The sequence below is a fragment of the Luteibacter aegosomatis genome, from assembly GCF_023078455.1.
GTDB classification, from domain to species: domain Bacteria; phylum Pseudomonadota; class Gammaproteobacteria; order Xanthomonadales; family Rhodanobacteraceae; genus Luteibacter; species Luteibacter aegosomatis.
The window spans coordinates 2,185,292-2,202,784 of the sequence record NZ_CP095740.1 but is presented as its reverse complement, the minus strand read 5'-3'; the positions used below and the strand labels follow the sequence as shown (position 1 = coordinate 2,202,784).

The window sequence follows — 17,493 nt, the reverse complement described above, 5'->3', positions numbered from 1 at the left end:
GCTCGGTAGCAAGGCGGCTACCGAAGGGATGGGAGCCGATCGTGTCGGCGATGGGGCTGGCCTCGATCCTCGCGCTGTCGGGCTGCGAACGCAGCGTCCACGACATGTACGACCAGCCGCGCTACAAGCGTGGCGCGGAGGCCCCGCTGTTCGAGGACCACGTCGCCGGGCGACTGCCTCCCCAGGGCTCGGTACCGATCGACTCGACGGCATCCCGCGCTCCCTTGCCGGCCATCACCCTGGCCCTGCTCGAACGTGGTCGGCAGCGTTACGCGATCTTCTGCGCGCCTTGCCACGGCACGACCGGTGACGGCGACGGCATGGTGGTGAGGCGCGGTTTCCCGGCACCACCGAGCTACCACGAGCCGCGCCTTCGCCAGGCCGGGGACGATCACTTCTACGACGTGATCACCGACGGCCGGGGCGTGATGTATCCGTACCGGGATCGCGTGTCGCCCACCGATCGACGCGCCATCGTCGCGTACATCCGTGCGCTGCAACTCAGCCGCGACGTACCGGCGGATCGTCTCCAGCCGGAAGACCTGGCCCGGCTGCGCGCATTGCCGGGAGCGGCCCGATGATGGCTCGCCTGTCGCTGTTCGCCTGGTTGCTCGTGATCGCCATGGCGGGAGGTGCCGTCGCATGGCGGGCGATCCACCGTTTGACCGGCGGTGCCTGGGGGCAGGCATCGCAGGCCACATTGGAGAGACTCACGTGGCTGCTTCCGCTGGCCGCGCTCGGCGCCGTGGTGTTCCTTTTCGCCGCCGGCACCGTGCTGCCATGGATCGACACGCCCGTGGAACCCCAGCGCCACTGGTACTTCGATCGAACGTTCCTCGCCGTGCGCACGCTGGCCTGCATCGCGATCTGGGCCGCCGGCGCCTGGCTCGCCCGGCGCCTTCCCGCGCTCGTCCTCATCCTCTGGCTTCTCGCCTGCGGCACGTTCTCCACCGACTGGATCGCCTCGCTGGCTCCCGCCTGGCGCTCGTCGGCACTCGGCCTCACGTTCGCCTGCATGCAGCTCTCGTTGGCCCTTTCGATCGCCGCAGGGTTCGCCGCGACGAAAGCGTCACCGGACGTGCGTGCGGACCTCGGCGCCTTGCTTCTCGCCGCCTGTCTCGGTTGGGCATACCTCGCGGGCGTGGACTACCTCACGGCGTGGATCGCCGACCAGCCCTACGAGACCGGTTGGTACCTGCCGCGCGTGCGCGGCCCCTTCGCGACTCTGGCCGTCGCGAGTGCCCTGCTCCACCTGGCCGTACCCTTCGCCCTGCTCGTCGCCCGCCAGGCCCGCCGTCGCGTGGGCGTGCTGCGCGCCGCTGCCCTATCCATCGCCCTGGGCGAGGCCTGTCATCTCGCCTGGATGGTGCTCCCATGAGCCACGAACCTCAGGCCGTCGCACTGCGTCGACTCACGGGAATCGGAGTCGTACTCGCTGCCGGGGTCGTCGCCACCGCGGCCCTGTGCTGGGCCATCTGGGGAGGCGACTCGCTCACGCCCCATCCGGTCGCCCGCCTGCCGGAGGCCCCACGCCTGCAGGAACATCCCTCGCGCAACCTCGCCGGTTATCGGACGGCGACACGCGAGGCCGACGCCTATGGCTGGAACGACGCGGACCACCGGAGTGCGCATATTCCCGTGCGCCGTGCCATGGACATCATGGCAAAGGAAGCGGCGCGATGAAGGTGTTTCGCTTCGTCTTACTGATCATCGTCCTGCCGCTGCTCATGGCCGCGGTACCGCCGCCGCCCGACCTCGAGCGGCGCGCCGGGTTCGACCAGCACGTGGGCGCCATGCTGCCCACGCGGACCCGACTGACCGACGATCGCGGAATCACGCGTACCCTCGCGGAGATCGCCGACGGCAAGCCGCTCGTGCTCGCCTTCGGCTATTACCGCTGTCCCAACCTCTGCGACCTGACGCTGCACGGGATCGCCCGTGCCGCCGCCACGATGCCGCTCGTGCCGGGCAAGGATTACGGCATCGTCTTCGCCGGCATCGACCCGCGCGAGAACGGCACCGAAGCCGCCGACGCCCGCTCGATGATCGCGCGCATGGAGCCGGGGGCCCACGCCGAAGGCTGGACTTTCGCCAAGGCGTCGGACGCCACGCCCGCGCTCGCGGCCGCCGCGGGCTTCCGCTACTTCCTCGATCCGCGCAACGGCCAATACGCCCACCCGGCGGGCCTGCTCGTGGTCACGCCCGACGGGCACGTCTCGCGGTACTTCTTCGGCGTCTCGTTCGATCCCGGCGCGCTGCGGCTGGCGCTCGTCGACGCATCGCAAGGACGGCTGGGCGGCGTCATCGACCGCCTGGTGCTGCTGTGCTGCGGCTACGATCCGGCCACCGGCCGCTATAGCCTGCTGGTCTCGCGGATCATGATGGTTCTGGGGTGCGTCTTCGTGCTGCTGATGATCGCCGGCTGGCTTCGCCTGCGCAGGAGAGCCCGATGAGCGGATTGCCGGAAGCCTCCAGCTTCGCGGGCCGCATCGACGGTCTTTTTCTCGCGTTGCTCGCCTTATGCGTCGTGGTGATGCTGGCGGTCTTCGTGACCATGGTCGTGTTCGCCGTGCGCTTCCGCCATGGCCGCGACGTCGATCGCAGCGGCGAGTCGCATCGCGACCTGGGCATCGAGATGACCTGGACGCTCATTCCCTTCGCCCTGTTCGTCGGCATCTTCGCCTGGAGCATCCATCTGTGGATCGACATGCGCACGCCGCCCGCCGACGCCGAGACGATCTACGTGGTGGGCAAGCAATGGATGTGGGAGTTCCAGCATCCCGGCGGCCAGCGGGAGATCGATACGTTGCACGTCGCCACCGGGCATCCCGTGCGGCTGGTGATGACCTCGCAGGACGTGATCCACGATCTCTCCGTGCCCGCCTTCCGGGTCAAGCAAGACATCCTGCCCGGCCGTTACACCGACCTGTGGTTCACGGCCACGCGCCCTGGCACCTACGACCTGTTCTGCGCCGAATACTGCGGTACCGACCATTCCCGCATGGGTGGCAGCGTGGTGGTGGAGACCCCCGCCGCCCATGCCCGGTGGCTCGCGGCCCACGCCAGCGGGTCCCTCGCCGAGCGCGGCCGTACGCTCTTCACCCGCTATGGCTGCGCCGGCTGCCACGATGCGGGCTCGTCGGTGCATGCGCCGCGACTGGAGGGCCTCTACGGCAGCACCGTGCCGCTTGCCGACGGACGCCAGGTCACCGCCGACGAACGTTACCTGCACGATTCGATCGTGCTCCCCGCCGAGGAAGTGGCCGCCGGCTACGCCCCCATCATGCCCAGCTACAAAGACCGGATCGACGAGGCCGACATCCTCGCACTGCTCGCCTACCTGAAGATCCGTGGTACCGAACGGGAGTCGCCCCATGCACCGCGCTGAGCCCAGCTACCTCACCGAAGGCTCGACCCTGGCCTCCTGGCTGACCACGCACGACCACAAGCGCATCGCCATCCTCTACGCGGTGGCGATCACGTTTTTCTTCTTCCTGGGCGGCATCGCCGCGGCATTGATCCGCCTGGAACTGGCGACACCCCACGGCGACCTGATGAGCGCCGACACCTACAACAAGACCTTCACCTTCCATGGCGTGGTGATGGTGTGGTTCTTCCTGATCCCGTCCATACCCAACACGCTGGGCAACTTCCTCCTGCCGCTCATGATCGGCGCGCGCGACGTCGCCTTCCCCCGGCTGAACCTGTTCAGCTGGTACCTCTACCTGCTCGGGGGACTGTTCACCGTGACCTGCCTCCTCCTGGGCGGCGTGGATACCGGATGGACGTTCTACACGCCGTTCTCCACCCTGTTCTCCAACACGCACGTGGTGCTGGCGGTGGTGGGCGTGTTCATCGTCGGCTTCTCGTCGATCCTTACCGGGCTCAACTTCATCGTTACCATCCATACCTTGCGCACGAAGGGCATGACCTGGTTCCGCCTGCCCCTGTTCGTGTGGTCGATGTACGGCGTATCGCTGGTGATGATGCTCGCCACACCGGTGCTGGCGATGACGCTGTCGCTGCTGGCCATCGAGCGCTTGACCGGCGTGGGCATCTTCGACCCCTCGCTCGGCGGCGATCCGCTGTTGTTCCAGCATTTCTTCTGGTTCTACTCCCATCCGGCCGTCTACATCATGGTGTTGCCCTCCATGGGCGTGGTTAGCGAACTCATCACCGCCAGCGTGCGGCGGAAGATCTTCGGCTATCGCTTCATGGTGTATTCGATCATCGGCATCGCCGTGGTCGGTTTCCTCGTCTGGGGCCACCATATGTTCGTGGCCGGGCAGTCGATGTACGCCAGCATCGTCTTCTCGATCCTGAGCTTCATCATCGCGGTGCCTTCGGCGATCAAGGTGTTCAACTGGACGGCGACGCTCTACAAAGGCGACATCACCTTCGGCGCGCCGATGATCTACGCGCTCGGCTTCGTCGGCCTGTTCATGCTGGGCGGACTCACGGGGCTCTTCCTCGCCGCCACCGCGCTTGACGTGAACCTCACCGATACGTACTTCGTGGTGGCGCATTTCCACTACATCATGGTCGGCGGCGCGGTCATGGCCTACCTGGGCGGCATTCATTTCTGGTGGCCGAAGATCACCGGACGCCTGTATTCGGAAGGCTGGGCGCGGTTCGCCGCCATCCTCATGTTCCTCGGCTTCAATCTCACCTTTTTCCCCCAGTTCCTGGCCGGGGCCGAAGGCATGCCACGGCGCTACTACCGCTATCCCGACGAATACGCGCTGCTCAACGTGCTGTCGTCCGCCGGCGCCGTACTGCTCGCCGCGTCCTACCTGTTGCCGGTGGGTTACCTGTTGTGGTCGCTGCGTTTCGGCGAGCGCGCCGGGCCGGATCCGTGGGGCGCCAAGGGGCTGGAGTGGGAAACGGCGTCGCCGCCTCCGCCCCACAATTTCGAACGCCCGCCGGTGGTGACCGACGGCCCCTATGCCTACGTGCACCCATGAGCGCCACGATGCCCGAACCCGCGCAGCCCTTCGACGACCTCGCCCAGCAGCACGAGGCCGCGCAACTGGGCATGTGGGCCTTCCTTGCTACGGAGATCCTGTTCTTCGGCGTGCTGTTCACCGGCTATACGGTCATGCGCGTGCTGTGGCCCGACGCTTTCGTGGCCGGCAGCCGGCATACGGACCTGCCGCTGGGTGCCATCGAGACGGGTGTGCTGCTGACCAGCAGTTTTACCGCGGCATGGGCATTGCAGGCGGTAAAGCGGTCACGCCCCCGCGAGGCGGGATGGCTGTTGCTGTTCACCGCGACGATGGGCGTCGCCTTCCTGGGGATCCATGGTGCCGAGTATCGCCACGATGACCTGGCGGGGGTGATTCCCGGCATCCGGTACGACGAAGTGGGCGACGACGCGCCGCATGAGGCGCTGTTCTTCGTGCTGTATTACGTCACCACCGGCTTTCATGCCCTGCATGTGCTGATCGGAGTGGGGCTGCTCTGCGTCCTGGCACGGCTGGCCTTTCGCGGCGATTTCCTTCCCGGGAACCATGCGCCGCTGGAAGTGGGCACGCTTTACTGGCACCTGGTGGACATCGTCTGGATTTTCGTCTTTCCGCTGTATTACCAGGTGGGGCGCGCATGAAGACGCATGTCGGGGCGTTCGTCGCCTTGCTGGCCCTGCTCGTGCTAAGCGTGTGGCTGGCAGGGCTTCGCCTGGGCACATTCAACGTGGTGGCGTCGCTGGCGATCGCGGCGGCCAAGGCGGGCATCGTGGTGATGGTGTTCATGAAACTGCGCGAAGGCCATCCGTCGATCCGTCTCGCGCTCGCCTGCGGTCTGGGATGGGTAGGGATCATGATGGCGTTGACGCTGGGGGACTTTTTGTCGCGAGGGGCCGTGGTCGCGCATTGATGGAGACCGACGCCGCAGGCGCCGGCCTGCGCCGGTGCCTACGGCAGGGCGAGCGGTTCTAGCGAATACCCTCGTCACGCTTCGAGGCGTCGTCCATCTTTTCCTCGCCCTCCTTGATTGCCTTATCGCGCTTCTCGTGAATGGCCTTGTCACCCTTGGCCACGTCGTTCTGGTTGCGGTCGCCCGATTGCGGCTTGTGAACCTGATCCTGCATAACCCCTCCTACCCGTGGTCTTCGTCATCATGCGTCTGCTGCGGCGAATCCCCGCCACGCTCGCGTTCCGGCTTCTTCTCCACCCGGTTGCCCACGTCGCGATCGTAGTCGCGCGGCGACGGGGAGTTATCCCGCTTTTCCTCGCTCATGCTCGTGTCCTCATTTGTGCGTCTTCGGCAGGCCGCCCGAGTTATCGGTACCCTGCCCCGGCGGCGGCGTCACCTTGGGCGCGCCGTATTCGTCCCGCTCGCGCGGATCCCGCGAGCGCTTCGTATTCATGCCGTCCGTCCAGTGCTGGCCGGCCTCGTGGGCCCGCGAGCGCGGCGTTTCCTCCACGCGTTGCGTGTGGCTGCCCGCGGTCTGTTTCTTGACCTGGGTGGGCGTATCGGCGTTCTGGGCGTGCACTTGCCCGGCCAGCAACGCCAGCAGGCCAGCGGCGATCAATGGTTTCATGGCGGACCTCGCTCCCGGATGACGTGATCATCCTGGGCCCTTCCCGGTCACACCGCCGTGACCGCATCGCCGCCCGGCCTTGACGCGACGCTTACCCCTGCCGGGACAGATCGGTGAGCCGGTCTTCCCAGTCGTAAGGCAGCCAGAGCTCGTTTTCCACACGCGTCATCGCGAGATAGATCGCCTTCACGGCGGCATCCTTGCCGTCGAGGAAACGGCTGCCCGGCGGGCGCGAGAAGCAGCAAGGAGAAAGGTAGACCGTGCCGAATTCCAGGTTTCTGGCGTCTTCGAGCAGGCCCAGGGTCAGCGCGTCGCCCTCGCCACGCCATTGGCCGATCATGAGCGCCTGCAGGTTGCCGTGGCCGAAGTTGCGCTCGAACAGCCGCACGACCTTGGTATGTCCCGACGACACCATGTGTGCCGCGAACTGTTCCCAGGTGGAGAATCCCTGCAGGCTGTAATGCCTTGGGCGATCGCCGTGCATGCGCAGCTGGATGGCGTCCTGGGTGGCCTTCACCAACTGCTTTGCGCTCGCTTCCACGAAGCGATAGGGTACACCGGCGTCCTTCAGGCGAAGCGCCTGCTCCAGCATCGACCACAGGCTGCCGTAGGCGCGCAGCCCCGTCGACGGAAGATCGGCGGCTTTCTCGCCGAACAGGCGGTGACGCGTCAGGCGATCGCGTGAGCCGCTGATCTCGTCGGGCATCAACGGCTCGCTGTGCCGACGCAGCACCGAGCGTACCAGCGGCATCACCTGCTCACCCGCACGCACCGATTGCATCATGCCCAACGGCTTGGCGTCGTGCGGACGCGACACGCGGCCACCACCGATATGCTGGTAAGGATCGCCCATGAGCACGTAGCCGCCCGGGTAGCGACGCAGCAGCGACATCCAGGGGGCGGCGAGATCGTGCACTTCGTCGATGAGCAACGTGCCGAGTTCGGGAATCTCGGCGCCGACCAGGTCGAGCCATTTCACGATGTGGTACACGCGCACCGGAAAACCGAAGCGATCCTGGCGTTCGTCGAGCGAAAACATGATTTCCCACGCCTCGACGGCGCGGGCCACATAGGCGGCGCGTTCGATCACCGGCAGGCTGTCGGGCCAATGGAAGTGCTTGTAGCCGATGCGGCGATCGTCGCTATAGCACCAACGGCGGATCGCATCGAGGGCGCGCGCGAGCACGGCCTGCGGCGTGTCCCGTCCGATCGGCTCGATGCCCATCATCGCCGCCTGCTCGGCGACGGAACGCGTGGCTTCCGCCCGCTTGGGCACCCGCGTCCAGCGCGTGCCGGCGGCCCGTACGAACGAACGGGCCATGCGCGCGGCGAGTTCCGCCAGCGTGATGGCGGCATCGCCGCCTTTACCCCCACGCTGGTGGAACGCCTTGCGCTGCGCCGTGCCCGGCGTGAGGTAGGTGAACCTTCGCCCGGTCTCGAACAGGGCGAAGGTCAGGTGCGTCTTGCCCGTGCCCGCATAGGCCTCGATGGCGTAGCGATCGCCCAGGTCGGCCACGATGGCCGACAACGCGCGCACCTGGTCCGTCGTGGCATGCACGGTCTTGCGCGGAATGGGATCGTCCAGTTCACGCCGGCCGCCGAACACGGGTAGCGCGTAATCGAGCAGGGTCTCCTGGCAGGCCTTCTGGAAATCCGACGAAAGCAATCCGTCCGGACCTCGCCATGCCATGCCCTGGAAGGTCTCGTCGGCGACGAAGGCGATGCCGCGATCTTCCATCAGGGCCGCCAGTTCGGCCGGCACGAGCGAATCCGGCGGACAGAACGCGACGAGACTATGGCGCACGATTCGCGCCTCCTGCGACGCCAACGTTCGCTCAGCGTCGTACACCGCGCGCGACAACGCCTTCGTCGATATATCGGGCCGGCGGGCCAGCAGCAACAGACCGAACAGTCCCGCCCGCTCCGCGCCGAGATCGGGCACATGCTCTTCTTCGAGGAAGCGAAGCGCGGAGCGCTCGCGCAGGGGCAGGTAAAACGTCGATTCGGGACCGCTCGACACCATGGAACTCCAACGGATACGTCTTCGGCGACAAGGATACCCGTGAAAGGCCGTTCACGCCGTCTCGCGGACTTCGTTACGCATCAGATCGCATGGTGGTCTCACGAGAGGAGGAGAACCCATGAACGCACCCGATTCGAAGCAACCCACCAAGGCCGACGAAAAACGCGAGAAGAAACACCACGAGGACAATCACGACGAGGCACTGGAAGAGACCTTCCCGGCCAGCGACCCCGTGTCGCCTTTCGTGCCCGCCAAGGCGCCGGAGTAAGGCGATGACCCACCTTATCGCTCATTTCCCCGACCAGGGCAGCGCCATGGCGGCCATGCAGCGGTTGATGGCCCGCGGCTTTCCCTCGTCCCGGGTGTTGCCCGTCACCGACGGTGGCGTACGTGGCTCGGCGGGCAGCGACAACGCGCCGTCGAACGTCGTGTCGTCCCTGAGTCATCGGGCAGACCGGCCGACCGAAGGCTGGCCCGCTGGCCGTCGCGTCGACGAGGTCGGGCCGGAACAGCTCGGTGCCGCCTGGCTCGAACTGGAAACCGGAGAGAGCGGCATGAGCGAATCGGATCTCCGGAACTTTCTCGAGCAGGCGGGCGCCTACCGCGTGGATGCCTCCTCGTCGCCGATGGCGACCGAGGCACTCGGCGTTTGGCCGGAGGCACCGCGCGGCGATGCGGTAGACGTGGAACGCGCCGTGGATGCGGCGCGGCGCGGAAGCGAGAAAAGCGGCGAGGACCTGCCGCTACCCGGCGAAGGACCCAGCCTGAAAACGCGACACGACCCACATCGTTGAAGGTGCCTCGGGGCGCTCCTGCGCACGCAGGAACCCGTCGCGATGAGAATCGGTGATCGCTGAGAATCGGTCATCGCGACGCGGTCATACGGCTCGTACTCAGCGCGTGACCTGTCCGAGAAAGCCGAGCACCTGTTTCCAGTTCTCGTCGGCGCCCCGCGGATCCTTCTCCACGATAAGCGTCGACGCCCCATGCACGCCGTGAGGCGGCACGTACTGCACTTTCCGCGTGGACGGGGAAGCGGCGAGGATCTCCCGTGCCGCGTCCACTTCCTGTTTCCCGCTCGACGACGTCACATAGACGGGCACGCTTACCTTCGCCGCCGCGCGCCTGATCAGGGTCTTGTCGTCGAAATACTCGCCCGGCGAAAACGCCATCACCGCCGCCACCTTGCCGGGGTTCTCCGCCGCCACCACGAAGACGAGTGACGACGAATAGCTGCTTCCCCAAAGTACGACCGGAAGGTGCTTGCCTTCCGCCCAGCGTAGCGCGGCGACCAGATCCGGCTTGGCATCGAGGTAACCCACGTCGTGACCGAGCTTCGCCGCGGTCTGGTTGGTTCCGAACAGTCCGCCGCCGGATCGCTGGTCGACGGCGAGCGAGCTGTAACCCGCTTTCGCCAGTCGCGGGGCGATGGTGGCGTACTCCCCCTTGCCCAAACCGGCCTGATGGAACAGGAGGATCAAGGCGCGGGGATGTGCAGCCTCGTACGAAAGCGCGGACACCTCGACGCCGTCGGCGGCACGCAAGGTCACCGGAACGGCGGATTGGGCGGCCGACAGTCCCGTCCAGCCGAGTAATGCCAGGTACGCCAGCCAACGCTTGCTCATGAGCCATTCCTCCCGTGGTCGCCGGATCTTATCGCACGCTTGCCAGGACGTTGCCGAACGCCCCGTCCGCGCTCATCCGGGACAGGTATCCCGACTGTTGTCGGCCACGCCGGCGATGACCCACTTCCCCTCCATCTTCACCAGATGGATCAGGTCGGTACCGCAATGCTTCACTTGCCCGTTGACGCGAAAGTCGTACCGCGTCCACACCACCGCCAGGTCGTCGTCCACACGCACCAGCGGATCGTAGATGCGCTCTTCGATCCGATCCTTTCCCGGCTTGATGCCGTCGATGAACTCGCCCAGCGTCCGGCGCACCACCTTGCCCTTGCGCAACAGCGCCACGCTTCCTTCGGGCTGCACGGTGGCGCGCATCGCCGCCTGGTCATATGTCGCCATGCCGCCGAAGAAGGCATGGACCGGTGCCAATACGTCCGCATCGTCCGTAGCGGCGTGGGCGGGACCGGCGGTCAGGATCGCGGCGGCGACGAACAGACGAGTGAACATGAACCCTCTCCCCTCAGGATGTCGGGCCGATCTTAGCGATCCGTTCACGTCGGTGCACATGCCCCTCACGCCGAACCGTCGAAATGTCCACAAAGCGCACGGCAAGACTGGCATCGCGCGTTCCGCATCGGAGGATCCATGCCCCACCCCGCCCACGCCTCCCTCGTCCTGAGGGAAGTCGGTCATGCGTCGCAGGCCAGCGTTATCCGCTGCACCGTGGCGATCCCGGTGCGCAACGAGGCGGAACGCATCCCCTCGTGCCTCAGGGCGCTGCACGACCAAAGGCTGCGGAACGATGCGTTCGGCCTGCTCCTGGTGCTCAACGGTTGCACCGACGCAAGCTGGTGTCGCGCACTCGACGTACTCGCGCACTGGCAACGCCCCTGGCATATGGTGGAATGCGTATTGCCCACGGGCCTCGACCACGCGGGCGGCGCACGTGCCGTGACCCTGGGCATGGCCCTGGGAAGGGGAACGCCCGCGGTGTTGACCACCGACGCCGATTCGCTGGTCGGGCCCGACTGGGTTGCCCTGAACCTCGCTGCGCTCGAGCATGGCGACGTCGTGGCCGGCGACGTGGACATACGCCACGACGAGCAGCTTGCCCTGCCGGCTCACCTGATCGTGAGGCAACGGCTCGAAGCGACCTATGGCGCCTTGCTCGACGAGATCGAGGCCTGTTGCGATCCGCTGGAGCACGATCCCTGGCCCAACCATCGTACGCGTTCCGGAGCCTCCCTCGGATTCCGTGCCGACGCACTGCGCCGCCTGCCGGCCCTGCCCGCTCCACCGTGCGGCGAAGACCGCGCGCTGGTCGCTGCCCTCGCCGCCCATGGCGCACGCGTACGCCACGACACGCGCATCCGCGTGCGCACGTCGGCTCGCCTGACCGGGCGCGCCCGCGGGGGCATGGCCGACACGCTGCGACACCGCATCCGAAGGGAAAACGCTCGCTGCGATCCGATGCTCGAAGCCACGAATCGCCTCGTCATGCGGGCATCCGTCCGCGCAAGGGCCCGCGCCGTGTTCGAGCCGGGCATGCCGCCCCATCTCTTGGCGATGCACCTGGGTCTCGTCCCCGGCCGCCTGACCGACGAGCCCTGCCCGTATTTCGAACGCGCCTGGCAATGGATCGAGGCCAACGTGTCCGCCCTGGCACGCAAGCCGCTTTCCCCGGCGGCCCTGCCCACGCAGATCGAATTGGCACGCGATTGGCTCAGGCGCGCGTCCGAAGCACCCAGCCGACGCGAGGCCGCCGCATGACCATCCACCCCTTGCGCCGATCCCACGACGTCGGCCACGCCCAACGCGCCCTTGCAGAGGTCGTGCTACCACGCCTCCGCGAGTTCGCCATCGAGGATGACGCCAAGGGGGTTTATCCCTCCGAAGGGATGGACCTGTTGCGCAGGGCCGGGCTCCTTGCCGCCGTGCTACCGCCGGCGAAGGGCGGTGAAGGACTCGGTTGGATTCCCTCCGGCATGCCCATGCTCTTCGACGTGCTCACGGGCATCGGCGGCGCCCATCTTTCCCTGGCGCGCCTGTACGAAGGGCACGTGAACGCCTTCGCGCTGCTGTGGACCCACGGCGACGAAGCGCAGCGCGGCAGACTGGTCGACTACGTGAGCGGGGGTGGCGTCATGGGCGTCTGGAACGCGCCGTCGCCCGACGGTCCCGTGCGGCTCGTGGGCGACGGCCAGCGCTTGGTATTGCGTGGCCGGAAGATCTACTGCTCGGGCGCCGGCGACCTGCGCCGCCCGCTGGTGACGGCCGAGCGCGATGGCGAACTGTTGATGGCCTGGCCCGACGTGTCGAACGCCCGCGTGGATCTTTCCGGATGGAAGGTCCACGGCATGCGCGCCACGATGACGGGCACCGTGGACTTCGACGGCGTCGAGGTACGCCACGAAGACCTCTTCGGCAAACACGACGACTACCACCGCCAGCCCGCGTTTTCCGCGGGCGCGTGGCGCTTCGTTGCCGCGCAGCTCGGCGCGGCCGCCGCCCTGGTCGACCTCATGCGCGATTCGCTGTCGGTCACCCGGCGCGACGGCGATCCGTACCAACGAGCCCGTCTGGCCGACGCCGCGATGCTCGTCGAAACCGCTCGCCTGTGGACCTGGGGCGCGGCGAAGCGAGCGGAAACCGTGGACGTCGCCGTCGACGACGCCATCGCCTATGTCGGCATGGCTCGCCTCACGGTCGAACGCGCAAGCATGGAAATCATCGACCTCGCGCAGCGCTCGCTCGGCCTGCGATCGATGATGACGGGCGATCCCGTCGAGCGCATCGCGCGCGACCTGGCCACCTACCTGCGCCAACCGGTGCCCGACGCCATCCGCGACGGCGTCGCCGGCCGCGTGCTTGCGAAAGGTCTACCGCTGCTGGAATGCTGGGCGACATGACACCTCCCCGCTCCCACGCCGACGTATTCGCCGGCTTCCCCCTCGTCGACGTCGCGTCGTGGCTCGACCGGAAATCGCTGCTGGTAATCGCACCCCATCCCGACGATGAGAGCCTGGGCATGGGTGGCCTCATCGCGTCAGCCGCCGCGCTGAACCACGCGGTCGACGTGGTCTTCGTCACCAGCGGCGAGGGCTCCCATCGCGGCTCCCCCACCCATCCGCCCGCCGTGCTGGCCCGGGTGCGCCGGGAAGAAGCCACGCGAGCGGTGGATATCCTCGCGCCCGGCCGGAACGCCGCCCATTTCCTCGACCTTCCCGACGGTGGACTCTCGACGCTGCCTCACGCCGGGCAGGCCGTCGAGGCGCTGGCGGCATTCATGACGCCGGACACCATCGTGTGCGTCACCTCCGATACCGACCCGCACCCCGATCACCGCCGATCCTTTGCGTGGGCCCGCGACGCCAGTCTCAAGACGGGCGCGGCATTGTGGGCCTACCCGGTATGGACGTGGATGTCGGACACGCCGGCCGACGAAAGCCTTTCGGGGGTGCGCCTGGACGTGTCGGCCCGTCTGGACGCCAAACGCAGGGCCATCGCGGCGCATCGCTCGCAACACGGCCTCGTCGTCGACGATGCCGAGGAGGCCTTCACCTTGCCCCGGCAGATGGTCGATCGCCTCTGCCAGCCCCACGAGGTACTCATCCGCATCCATGAATGATTTCGGCCGTGCGTATTTCGATGCCTTGTACGAGGCGAACCCGGATCCCTGGCGCTTCCGGACGAGCCGCTACGAACGACGGAAATACGCGCGAACCCTCGACGCCTTGCCTCGCACGCGCTATTCGCACCTGCTGGAACTGGGCTGCTCGATCGGCGAGCTGACCCGCCACCTCGCGCTACGCGCGGACCGGGTGACGGCGGTGGACGTCTCGCCCATCGCGCTCGACGCGGCCCGGAAAACCTGCGAAGCGCTGCCGAACGTCCGTTTCGTGCAAGCCCTTCTTCCCGATGGCGAATGGGACGGCGACTACGATGCGGTGGTGCTTTCGGAAATCCTCTACTACCTGCAACCCCATGCGATCGCCACGCTCGCCAGGCGAATCGCATCCTTGGCCCCGAATGCCGATATCGTGCTCGTGCACTGGACGGGCGAAACGGATTACCCGCTCGGTGGCGATGAGGCCGTCGCATCCTTCATCGCCCACTGTCCGTCGCACTCGGTCGACATGCACGAACGCCTGCCCGAATACCGCATCGAACGCCTGCGCGTCTCGCCGTAACCGGCCCTTCGCCGCTTTCAACCCTTTCCGCTCCCGGCGCATCCCACCCGCACGCCAACCCAGGGAGCACCATGTGAAACCGACGCTCGTCGCCCTCCTCGCCTTTCTTCTGGCCGCCACGGCCCAAGCCACCGACCGTCCCCAACTGCTGATCCTCGGATCGGCCCATCTGGACAATCCGGGACGCGACGTGGTCAACACCACGGTGGAGAACGTACTGACGCCGAAACGCCAGGCGGAAATCATCGCCATGGTCGATCGACTGGCCGCCTTCAGGCCGACCCACGTCGCCGTCGAGTGGGCCGCCAGCAAACAGGCCAAGCTGGACGAACGTTATGCGGCCTACCTCGCCGGTACCTATGAGCTCACGGCCGACGAACGCGACCAGATCGGCCTTCGCCTGGCGAAGAAACTGGGCCTGAAGCGCGTGGATGCCATCGACTGGAACGAGGACGCCCCTGGCAAGGACGAAGACTACGATTACGTCGCCTGGGCCAAGGCCCACGGCAAGCAGGCGCAATACGATGCCCACGTCGCCCGCGTGAAAGCCTGGGTGGGCGACGAGGCCCGCTTCCGCCGCTCGCACAGCGTCACCGAGTGGTTCCTGCAGTTGAACTCGCCGTCGTACATGGCCACCGATGCGAAGCTCTATTTCGACCTGGCGCAGATCGGCGACGACGCCATGAATCCCGGCGCCGCCTGGGTGGGGCAGTGGTATGCGCGCAACCTGCGCATCTTCAACCATATCCGGGCGCTGGCCGCCTCACCGGACGACCGCATCTTCGTGGTGTACGGCGCCGGGCACCTGACCTACCTGCGCAAGGATGCCGTGGAGTCGGAACAGTTCACCCTGGTGGAACCGTCCACGTATCTGAAAGGCGCTCCATAGGCACCCGACCCTATCGGCGATGCCGGGCGACGATCATTCCCGCCAGCACGCCGGTCGCCACCCATGTCAACCTGGTAACCGCACGCTTCCGGTATGCGACGGCCTCCTTCGTAACAGGGCGGGAAGCGTGCGCCTCGATCTCCGCCGGAGCGGCTTCGATCCGCACGGCATGCATGCTCGGGCGGATTCCCTTTCCCCTCGCCTCCGCCACGCCGCGCGTCAGCTCCGCGCCCATCAACACGATGAGCGAGGAGTAATACGTCCAGACCAGCAGCACCACGAAGGCGCCGGCGGGGCCGTAAGAGCCACCCACGTCACTGTGGGCCACGTAAAGCCCGATGACGAACTCGCCCAGGAGGAACAGCACGGTGGTGAGCACGGCGCCGAAGATGGCGTCGCTCCAGTCGATGCGCGCATCGGGAAGCAGGCGGAACATCATGCCGAACGCCCCGGCGAAGACCAGCACCGACACGCCGTACTTCAGGGCATTCCATGCGGTTCCATCGCGTCCGAGGATGCCCTCGATGAGGGCGCTGATCACCAACGAGACGATCAGGAGGAAGGTCACGCCCACCAGCAGCGCGAAAGCGCGCGCCCGCGCCCGCAACCACGCGCCCACCGCCTGGCCGGGCTTGGGTTTGACCCGCCACACCCGATCCAGCGTGCCCTGGAGCTGCGCGAACACCGCCGATGCGCTGAACAGCGTCACGCCCAGGCCGACGATGCCCGCGATGTTGCCCAGCCGGGGATGGTCCTGCGCGCTCTGGATCACGGTCACCAGCACCTCGGCCGCCTTCTTTCCGACGACGGTGTTCAGCGCCTCCACCAGTTGGTCCTGCCAGCCAGGGTTCAACATGGCGATGATCCAGACCAGCAGAAGCAGCAGCGGCGCGACCGAAAGGGCGGCATAGAACGCCAGTGCCGCCGCGCGCGTCATGAGTTCATCATCGCTGAAGCCGTCGATCGCGGATCGAAGCACCCGCAGCGTACGGGACCGGGCTGACTGAAACATGGCGGTTCCTCCTCCGCGCCCACTTTGACGTCGCACGCATCAATCCTAGGCGCAAGCGACGTGAGGGCGACGTGGTTCGGGGAGGCGCGTGACCAATGGCTCATGGAGGGCCGTATTTGCGTCGGTACCGTAATGATGTTTTCCGAGAAGGGAGAGAAGGCCATGATCGTGCGCAATGCCTGCGTCGCCCTGGCGTGCCTTTGGGGCGCGGGCGCCGTCCATGCCCATGACGCGCTGCTCGACGCCGCCCTGGCGCGGGCCGCCGTCGCACCGGCCGATGTCCAGGGCAGGATTCGCGTCAACTCGACGGTGCTCGGAGGCGACACGCCGGAGACCACGAGCGAGTCGATCGACCCGAAAAAAGAACCCAAGAAGGCTTTGCCCTCCTATGCGGAACTCAAGGACGTGATCGGCGCGGATGCCCATGTCGTCGGGCAATCGGCCGGCCGCACCACGTATGCATTCACCACCCGGCACGTTCCGCGCGGTTTCTCCCAGGCCGGGAACGTCAGCGTCAGCATGGACGGGAAGGACGACGACGACACCTTCGACGGCACGGCGGAAGTCAGCAACGACGCCGGTGGAAAGCCCTATGTCAGCCACGTCGACCTACGGCTTCAGGCGCCGGCCGGCAACTGGCTCGCCAAGGTGAAGAAGCTCGACCTGTCCTATGCGTTCGGGCCGGACATGATGCGTCCGGATGCCATGCTGGCCACCGGCATGGACGTCGAAGTGGACGTGCGGGCATTGCTTTTCGTGCATTCCCACGCACGGGTGAACGCCAGGCTGGTGCCGAGCCAGGCCGCACCGTCGCACTGAACCGGAGCGATAGTCAGGAACGTATCGGCACGATGCGCGGATCGACACGCGGGCGTTACACGACCCGGAGCACGGTGAAACGGCCGCCCTCCCGCGGTGCTTGTGCGGGGCCACCATGAAACATCTCATCTTGAAAACGCTGGCGTTGACCGCCCTTATCGCTCTGGCCGCCACGACGGCCTGTACGCGCCACAATGACGCCGACAAGGCCGTGCCCGGCGGAAACGCGGCAGGCACGGCCAGTTCGGCCGCACCCGCGTCCAGCGGCACGGCAGGCCATAGCCGCTGACCTCAGCGACCGCTGCCCGAGGCGGCGGCAACGTGTCTGCTCGCCTCCCGCGGTCGGTCGCGCGGGACGAGGAGCCAGCCGTCCCGTCGTGCACCGACTCGATCA

24 protein-coding genes are annotated in these 17,493 nt (G+C 66.9%); 17 read left to right on the top strand and 7 right to left on the bottom strand.

Going from position 1 to position 17,493, the window contains the following annotated elements; translation table 11 throughout:
- Window positions 1-50 precede the first annotated feature (50 nt).
- Genes L2Y94_RS10095 through L2Y94_RS10060 form a run of 8 tightly spaced genes read left to right on the top strand, consistent with a single transcriptional unit; the run spans window position 51 to window position 5,874 of the window.
- A complete protein-coding gene (locus L2Y94_RS10095) occupies window positions 51-581 on the top strand; it encodes a c-type cytochrome (RefSeq protein ID WP_247375203.1) in 531 nt (176 codons plus the stop codon).
- The gene (locus tag L2Y94_RS10090; protein WP_247374849.1) at window positions 578-1,378 is read left to right on the top strand and encodes a hypothetical protein; all 801 of its coding nucleotides are present in this window, start codon (window positions 578-580) and stop codon (window positions 1,376-1,378) included. Before L2Y94_RS10095 ends, L2Y94_RS10090 begins: the two co-directional genes overlap by 4 nt.
- Window positions 1,375-1,683, top strand: coding sequence for a hypothetical protein (locus L2Y94_RS10085; protein WP_247374846.1), 309 nt, complete (start codon window positions 1,375-1,377; stop codon window positions 1,681-1,683). Before L2Y94_RS10090 ends, L2Y94_RS10085 begins: the two co-directional genes overlap by 4 nt.
- A complete protein-coding gene (locus tag L2Y94_RS10080) occupies window positions 1,680-2,453 on the top strand; it encodes an SCO family protein (protein WP_247374843.1) in 774 nt (257 codons plus the stop codon). Before L2Y94_RS10085 ends, L2Y94_RS10080 begins: the two co-directional genes overlap by 4 nt.
- Window positions 2,450-3,388, top strand: coding sequence for a cytochrome c oxidase subunit II (gene coxB, locus L2Y94_RS10075; protein ID WP_247374841.1), 939 nt, complete (start codon window positions 2,450-2,452; stop codon window positions 3,386-3,388). The genes L2Y94_RS10080 and coxB overlap by 4 nt, the downstream gene beginning before the upstream one ends.
- Entirely contained in the window at window positions 3,375-4,964 is a 1,590-nt protein-coding gene (ctaD, locus tag L2Y94_RS10070; RefSeq protein WP_247374839.1) for a cytochrome c oxidase subunit I, read from the top strand. Before coxB ends, ctaD begins: the two co-directional genes overlap by 14 nt.
- Window positions 4,961-5,605, top strand: coding sequence for a cytochrome c oxidase subunit 3 family protein (locus tag L2Y94_RS10065; RefSeq protein ID WP_247374838.1), 645 nt, complete (start codon window positions 4,961-4,963; stop codon window positions 5,603-5,605). Before ctaD ends, L2Y94_RS10065 begins: the two co-directional genes overlap by 4 nt.
- Window positions 5,602-5,874, top strand: a complete 273-nt coding sequence (locus L2Y94_RS10060; protein WP_247374836.1) for a cytochrome C oxidase subunit IV family protein — start codon at window positions 5,602-5,604, stop codon at window positions 5,872-5,874. The genes L2Y94_RS10065 and L2Y94_RS10060 overlap by 4 nt, the downstream gene beginning before the upstream one ends.
- Before the next feature lie 58 nt (window positions 5,875-5,932).
- Here L2Y94_RS10060 and L2Y94_RS10055 read toward each other — a convergent pair whose 3' ends face one another.
- The 4 genes from L2Y94_RS10055 to L2Y94_RS10040 all read right to left on the bottom strand — a co-directional run bounded on the left by L2Y94_RS10055 (window position 5,933) and on the right by L2Y94_RS10040 (window position 8,564).
- Entirely contained in the window at window positions 5,933-6,088 is a 156-nt protein-coding gene (locus L2Y94_RS10055; protein ID WP_186448332.1) for a hypothetical protein, read from the bottom strand.
- Window positions 6,089-6,096: 8 nt separating this feature from the next.
- Window positions 6,097-6,237 (bottom strand): hypothetical protein, encoded by a 141-nt coding sequence (locus L2Y94_RS10050; RefSeq protein WP_247374834.1) that lies wholly within the window; start codon window positions 6,235-6,237, stop codon window positions 6,097-6,099.
- A gap of 10 nt (window positions 6,238-6,247) precedes the next feature.
- Window positions 6,248-6,541, bottom strand: coding sequence for a hypothetical protein (locus L2Y94_RS10045; RefSeq protein WP_247374832.1), 294 nt, complete (start codon window positions 6,539-6,541; stop codon window positions 6,248-6,250).
- A 91-nt stretch (window positions 6,542-6,632) separates the two neighbouring features.
- Window positions 6,633-8,564, bottom strand: a complete 1,932-nt coding sequence (locus L2Y94_RS10040) for a hypothetical protein (protein WP_247374831.1) — start codon at window positions 8,562-8,564, stop codon at window positions 6,633-6,635.
- A gap of 118 nt (window positions 8,565-8,682) precedes the next feature.
- Here L2Y94_RS10040 and L2Y94_RS10035 point away from each other — a divergent pair, with 118 nt between their 5' ends.
- Together L2Y94_RS10035 and L2Y94_RS10030 are read left to right on the top strand one after the other, a co-directional pair.
- On the top strand, window positions 8,683-8,832 hold the full coding sequence (locus tag L2Y94_RS10035) for a hypothetical protein (RefSeq protein ID WP_247374830.1): 150 nt from the start codon (window positions 8,683-8,685) through the stop codon (window positions 8,830-8,832).
- Window positions 8,833-8,836: 4 nt separating this feature from the next.
- Window positions 8,837-9,358, top strand: coding sequence for a hypothetical protein (locus tag L2Y94_RS10030; protein ID WP_247374829.1), 522 nt, complete (start codon window positions 8,837-8,839; stop codon window positions 9,356-9,358).
- Between the two features lie 99 nt (window positions 9,359-9,457).
- Here L2Y94_RS10030 and L2Y94_RS10025 read toward each other — a convergent pair whose 3' ends face one another.
- Together L2Y94_RS10025 and L2Y94_RS10020 are read right to left on the bottom strand one after the other, a co-directional pair.
- Complete coding sequence (locus L2Y94_RS10025) at window positions 9,458-10,189, bottom strand: alpha/beta hydrolase (protein ID WP_247374827.1); 732 nt, start codon at window positions 10,187-10,189, stop codon at window positions 9,458-9,460.
- A 72-nt stretch (window positions 10,190-10,261) separates the two neighbouring features.
- Complete coding sequence (locus L2Y94_RS10020) at window positions 10,262-10,696, bottom strand: nuclear transport factor 2 family protein (RefSeq protein WP_247374825.1); 435 nt, start codon at window positions 10,694-10,696, stop codon at window positions 10,262-10,264.
- Window positions 10,697-10,834: 138 nt separating this feature from the next.
- Between L2Y94_RS10020 and L2Y94_RS10015 the strand changes: the two genes are divergently transcribed.
- The 5 genes from L2Y94_RS10015 to L2Y94_RS09995 all read left to right on the top strand — a co-directional run bounded on the left by L2Y94_RS10015 (window position 10,835) and on the right by L2Y94_RS09995 (window position 15,268).
- Window positions 10,835-11,959 carry a glycosyltransferase family 2 protein gene (locus tag L2Y94_RS10015; RefSeq protein WP_247374823.1) on the top strand — a complete coding sequence of 375 codons (1,125 nt, stop codon included), beginning with the start codon at window positions 10,835-10,837 and terminating at the stop codon, window positions 11,957-11,959.
- A complete protein-coding gene (locus L2Y94_RS10010; RefSeq protein ID WP_247374820.1) occupies window positions 11,956-13,098 on the top strand; it encodes an acyl-CoA dehydrogenase family protein in 1,143 nt (380 codons plus the stop codon). The genes L2Y94_RS10015 and L2Y94_RS10010 overlap by 4 nt, the downstream gene beginning before the upstream one ends.
- Window positions 13,095-13,817 carry a PIG-L deacetylase family protein gene (locus L2Y94_RS10005; RefSeq protein ID WP_247374818.1) on the top strand — a complete coding sequence of 241 codons (723 nt, stop codon included), beginning with the start codon at window positions 13,095-13,097 and terminating at the stop codon, window positions 13,815-13,817. Before L2Y94_RS10010 ends, L2Y94_RS10005 begins: the two co-directional genes overlap by 4 nt.
- Complete coding sequence (locus L2Y94_RS10000; protein WP_247374815.1) at window positions 13,810-14,379, top strand: class I SAM-dependent methyltransferase; 570 nt, start codon at window positions 13,810-13,812, stop codon at window positions 14,377-14,379. The genes L2Y94_RS10005 and L2Y94_RS10000 overlap by 8 nt, the downstream gene beginning before the upstream one ends.
- Window positions 14,380-14,452: 73 nt before the next feature.
- Complete coding sequence (locus L2Y94_RS09995) at window positions 14,453-15,268, top strand: DUF5694 domain-containing protein (RefSeq protein ID WP_247374812.1); 816 nt, start codon at window positions 14,453-14,455, stop codon at window positions 15,266-15,268.
- A 10-nt stretch (window positions 15,269-15,278) separates the two neighbouring features.
- Here L2Y94_RS09995 and L2Y94_RS09990 read toward each other — a convergent pair whose 3' ends face one another.
- Entirely contained in the window at window positions 15,279-16,280 is a 1,002-nt protein-coding gene (locus L2Y94_RS09990) for a YihY/virulence factor BrkB family protein (protein WP_247374809.1), read from the bottom strand.
- Between the two features lie 162 nt (window positions 16,281-16,442).
- Between L2Y94_RS09990 and L2Y94_RS09985 the strand changes: the two genes are divergently transcribed.
- Both L2Y94_RS09985 and L2Y94_RS09980 read left to right on the top strand, forming a co-directional pair.
- Window positions 16,443-17,099 carry a hypothetical protein gene (locus tag L2Y94_RS09985; RefSeq protein ID WP_247374806.1) on the top strand — a complete coding sequence of 219 codons (657 nt, stop codon included), beginning with the start codon at window positions 16,443-16,445 and terminating at the stop codon, window positions 17,097-17,099.
- A gap of 115 nt (window positions 17,100-17,214) precedes the next feature.
- The gene (locus L2Y94_RS09980) at window positions 17,215-17,388 is read left to right on the top strand and encodes a hypothetical protein (RefSeq protein WP_247374804.1); all 174 of its coding nucleotides are present in this window, start codon (window positions 17,215-17,217) and stop codon (window positions 17,386-17,388) included.
- Window positions 17,389-17,493: the final 105 nt, after the last annotated feature.

Excerpts from the sequence above, each read along its gene's own strand:
- L2Y94_RS10085 (WP_247374846.1), top strand. The coding sequence starts at position 1,375 with ATGAGCCACGAACCTCAGGCCGTCGCACTGCGTCGACTCACGGGAATC.
- L2Y94_RS10020 (WP_247374825.1), bottom strand. The coding sequence starts at position 10,696 with ATGTTCACTCGTCTGTTCGTCGCCGCCGCGATCCTGACCGCCGGTCCC.
- L2Y94_RS10050 (WP_247374834.1), bottom strand. The coding sequence starts at position 6,237 with ATGAGCGAGGAAAAGCGGGATAACTCCCCGTCGCCGCGCGACTACGAT.
- L2Y94_RS10090 (WP_247374849.1), top strand. The coding sequence starts at position 578 with ATGATGGCTCGCCTGTCGCTGTTCGCCTGGTTGCTCGTGATCGCCATG.
- coxB (WP_247374841.1), top strand. The coding sequence starts at position 2,450 with ATGAGCGGATTGCCGGAAGCCTCCAGCTTCGCGGGCCGCATCGACGGT.
- L2Y94_RS10005 (WP_247374818.1), top strand. The coding sequence starts at position 13,095 with ATGACACCTCCCCGCTCCCACGCCGACGTATTCGCCGGCTTCCCCCTC.
- ctaD (WP_247374839.1), top strand. The coding sequence starts at position 3,375 with ATGCACCGCGCTGAGCCCAGCTACCTCACCGAAGGCTCGACCCTGGCC.
- L2Y94_RS10040 (WP_247374831.1), bottom strand. The coding sequence starts at position 8,564 with ATGGTGTCGAGCGGTCCCGAATCGACGTTTTACCTGCCCCTGCGCGAG.
- L2Y94_RS09990 (WP_247374809.1), bottom strand. The coding sequence starts at position 16,280 with ATGTTTCAGTCAGCCCGGTCCCGTACGCTGCGGGTGCTTCGATCCGCG.
- L2Y94_RS09980 (WP_247374804.1), top strand. The coding sequence starts at position 17,215 with ATGAAACATCTCATCTTGAAAACGCTGGCGTTGACCGCCCTTATCGCT.
- L2Y94_RS10080 (WP_247374843.1), top strand. The coding sequence starts at position 1,680 with ATGAAGGTGTTTCGCTTCGTCTTACTGATCATCGTCCTGCCGCTGCTC.
- L2Y94_RS10025 (WP_247374827.1), bottom strand. The coding sequence starts at position 10,189 with ATGAGCAAGCGTTGGCTGGCGTACCTGGCATTACTCGGCTGGACGGGA.
- L2Y94_RS10045 (WP_247374832.1), bottom strand. The coding sequence starts at position 6,541 with ATGAAACCATTGATCGCCGCTGGCCTGCTGGCGTTGCTGGCCGGGCAA.
- L2Y94_RS10035 (WP_247374830.1), top strand. The coding sequence starts at position 8,683 with ATGAACGCACCCGATTCGAAGCAACCCACCAAGGCCGACGAAAAACGC.
- L2Y94_RS10060 (WP_247374836.1), top strand. The coding sequence starts at position 5,602 with ATGAAGACGCATGTCGGGGCGTTCGTCGCCTTGCTGGCCCTGCTCGTG.
- L2Y94_RS10055 (WP_186448332.1), bottom strand. The coding sequence starts at position 6,088 with ATGCAGGATCAGGTTCACAAGCCGCAATCGGGCGACCGCAACCAGAAC.
- L2Y94_RS09985 (WP_247374806.1), top strand. The coding sequence starts at position 16,443 with ATGATCGTGCGCAATGCCTGCGTCGCCCTGGCGTGCCTTTGGGGCGCG.
- L2Y94_RS10065 (WP_247374838.1), top strand. The coding sequence starts at position 4,961 with ATGAGCGCCACGATGCCCGAACCCGCGCAGCCCTTCGACGACCTCGCC.
- L2Y94_RS10030 (WP_247374829.1), top strand. The coding sequence starts at position 8,837 with ATGACCCACCTTATCGCTCATTTCCCCGACCAGGGCAGCGCCATGGCG.
- L2Y94_RS10010 (WP_247374820.1), top strand. The coding sequence starts at position 11,956 with ATGACCATCCACCCCTTGCGCCGATCCCACGACGTCGGCCACGCCCAA.
- L2Y94_RS10015 (WP_247374823.1), top strand. The coding sequence starts at position 10,835 with ATGCCCCACCCCGCCCACGCCTCCCTCGTCCTGAGGGAAGTCGGTCAT.
- L2Y94_RS10095 (WP_247375203.1), top strand. The coding sequence starts at position 51 with ATGGGGCTGGCCTCGATCCTCGCGCTGTCGGGCTGCGAACGCAGCGTC.
- L2Y94_RS10000 (WP_247374815.1), top strand. The coding sequence starts at position 13,810 with ATGAATGATTTCGGCCGTGCGTATTTCGATGCCTTGTACGAGGCGAAC.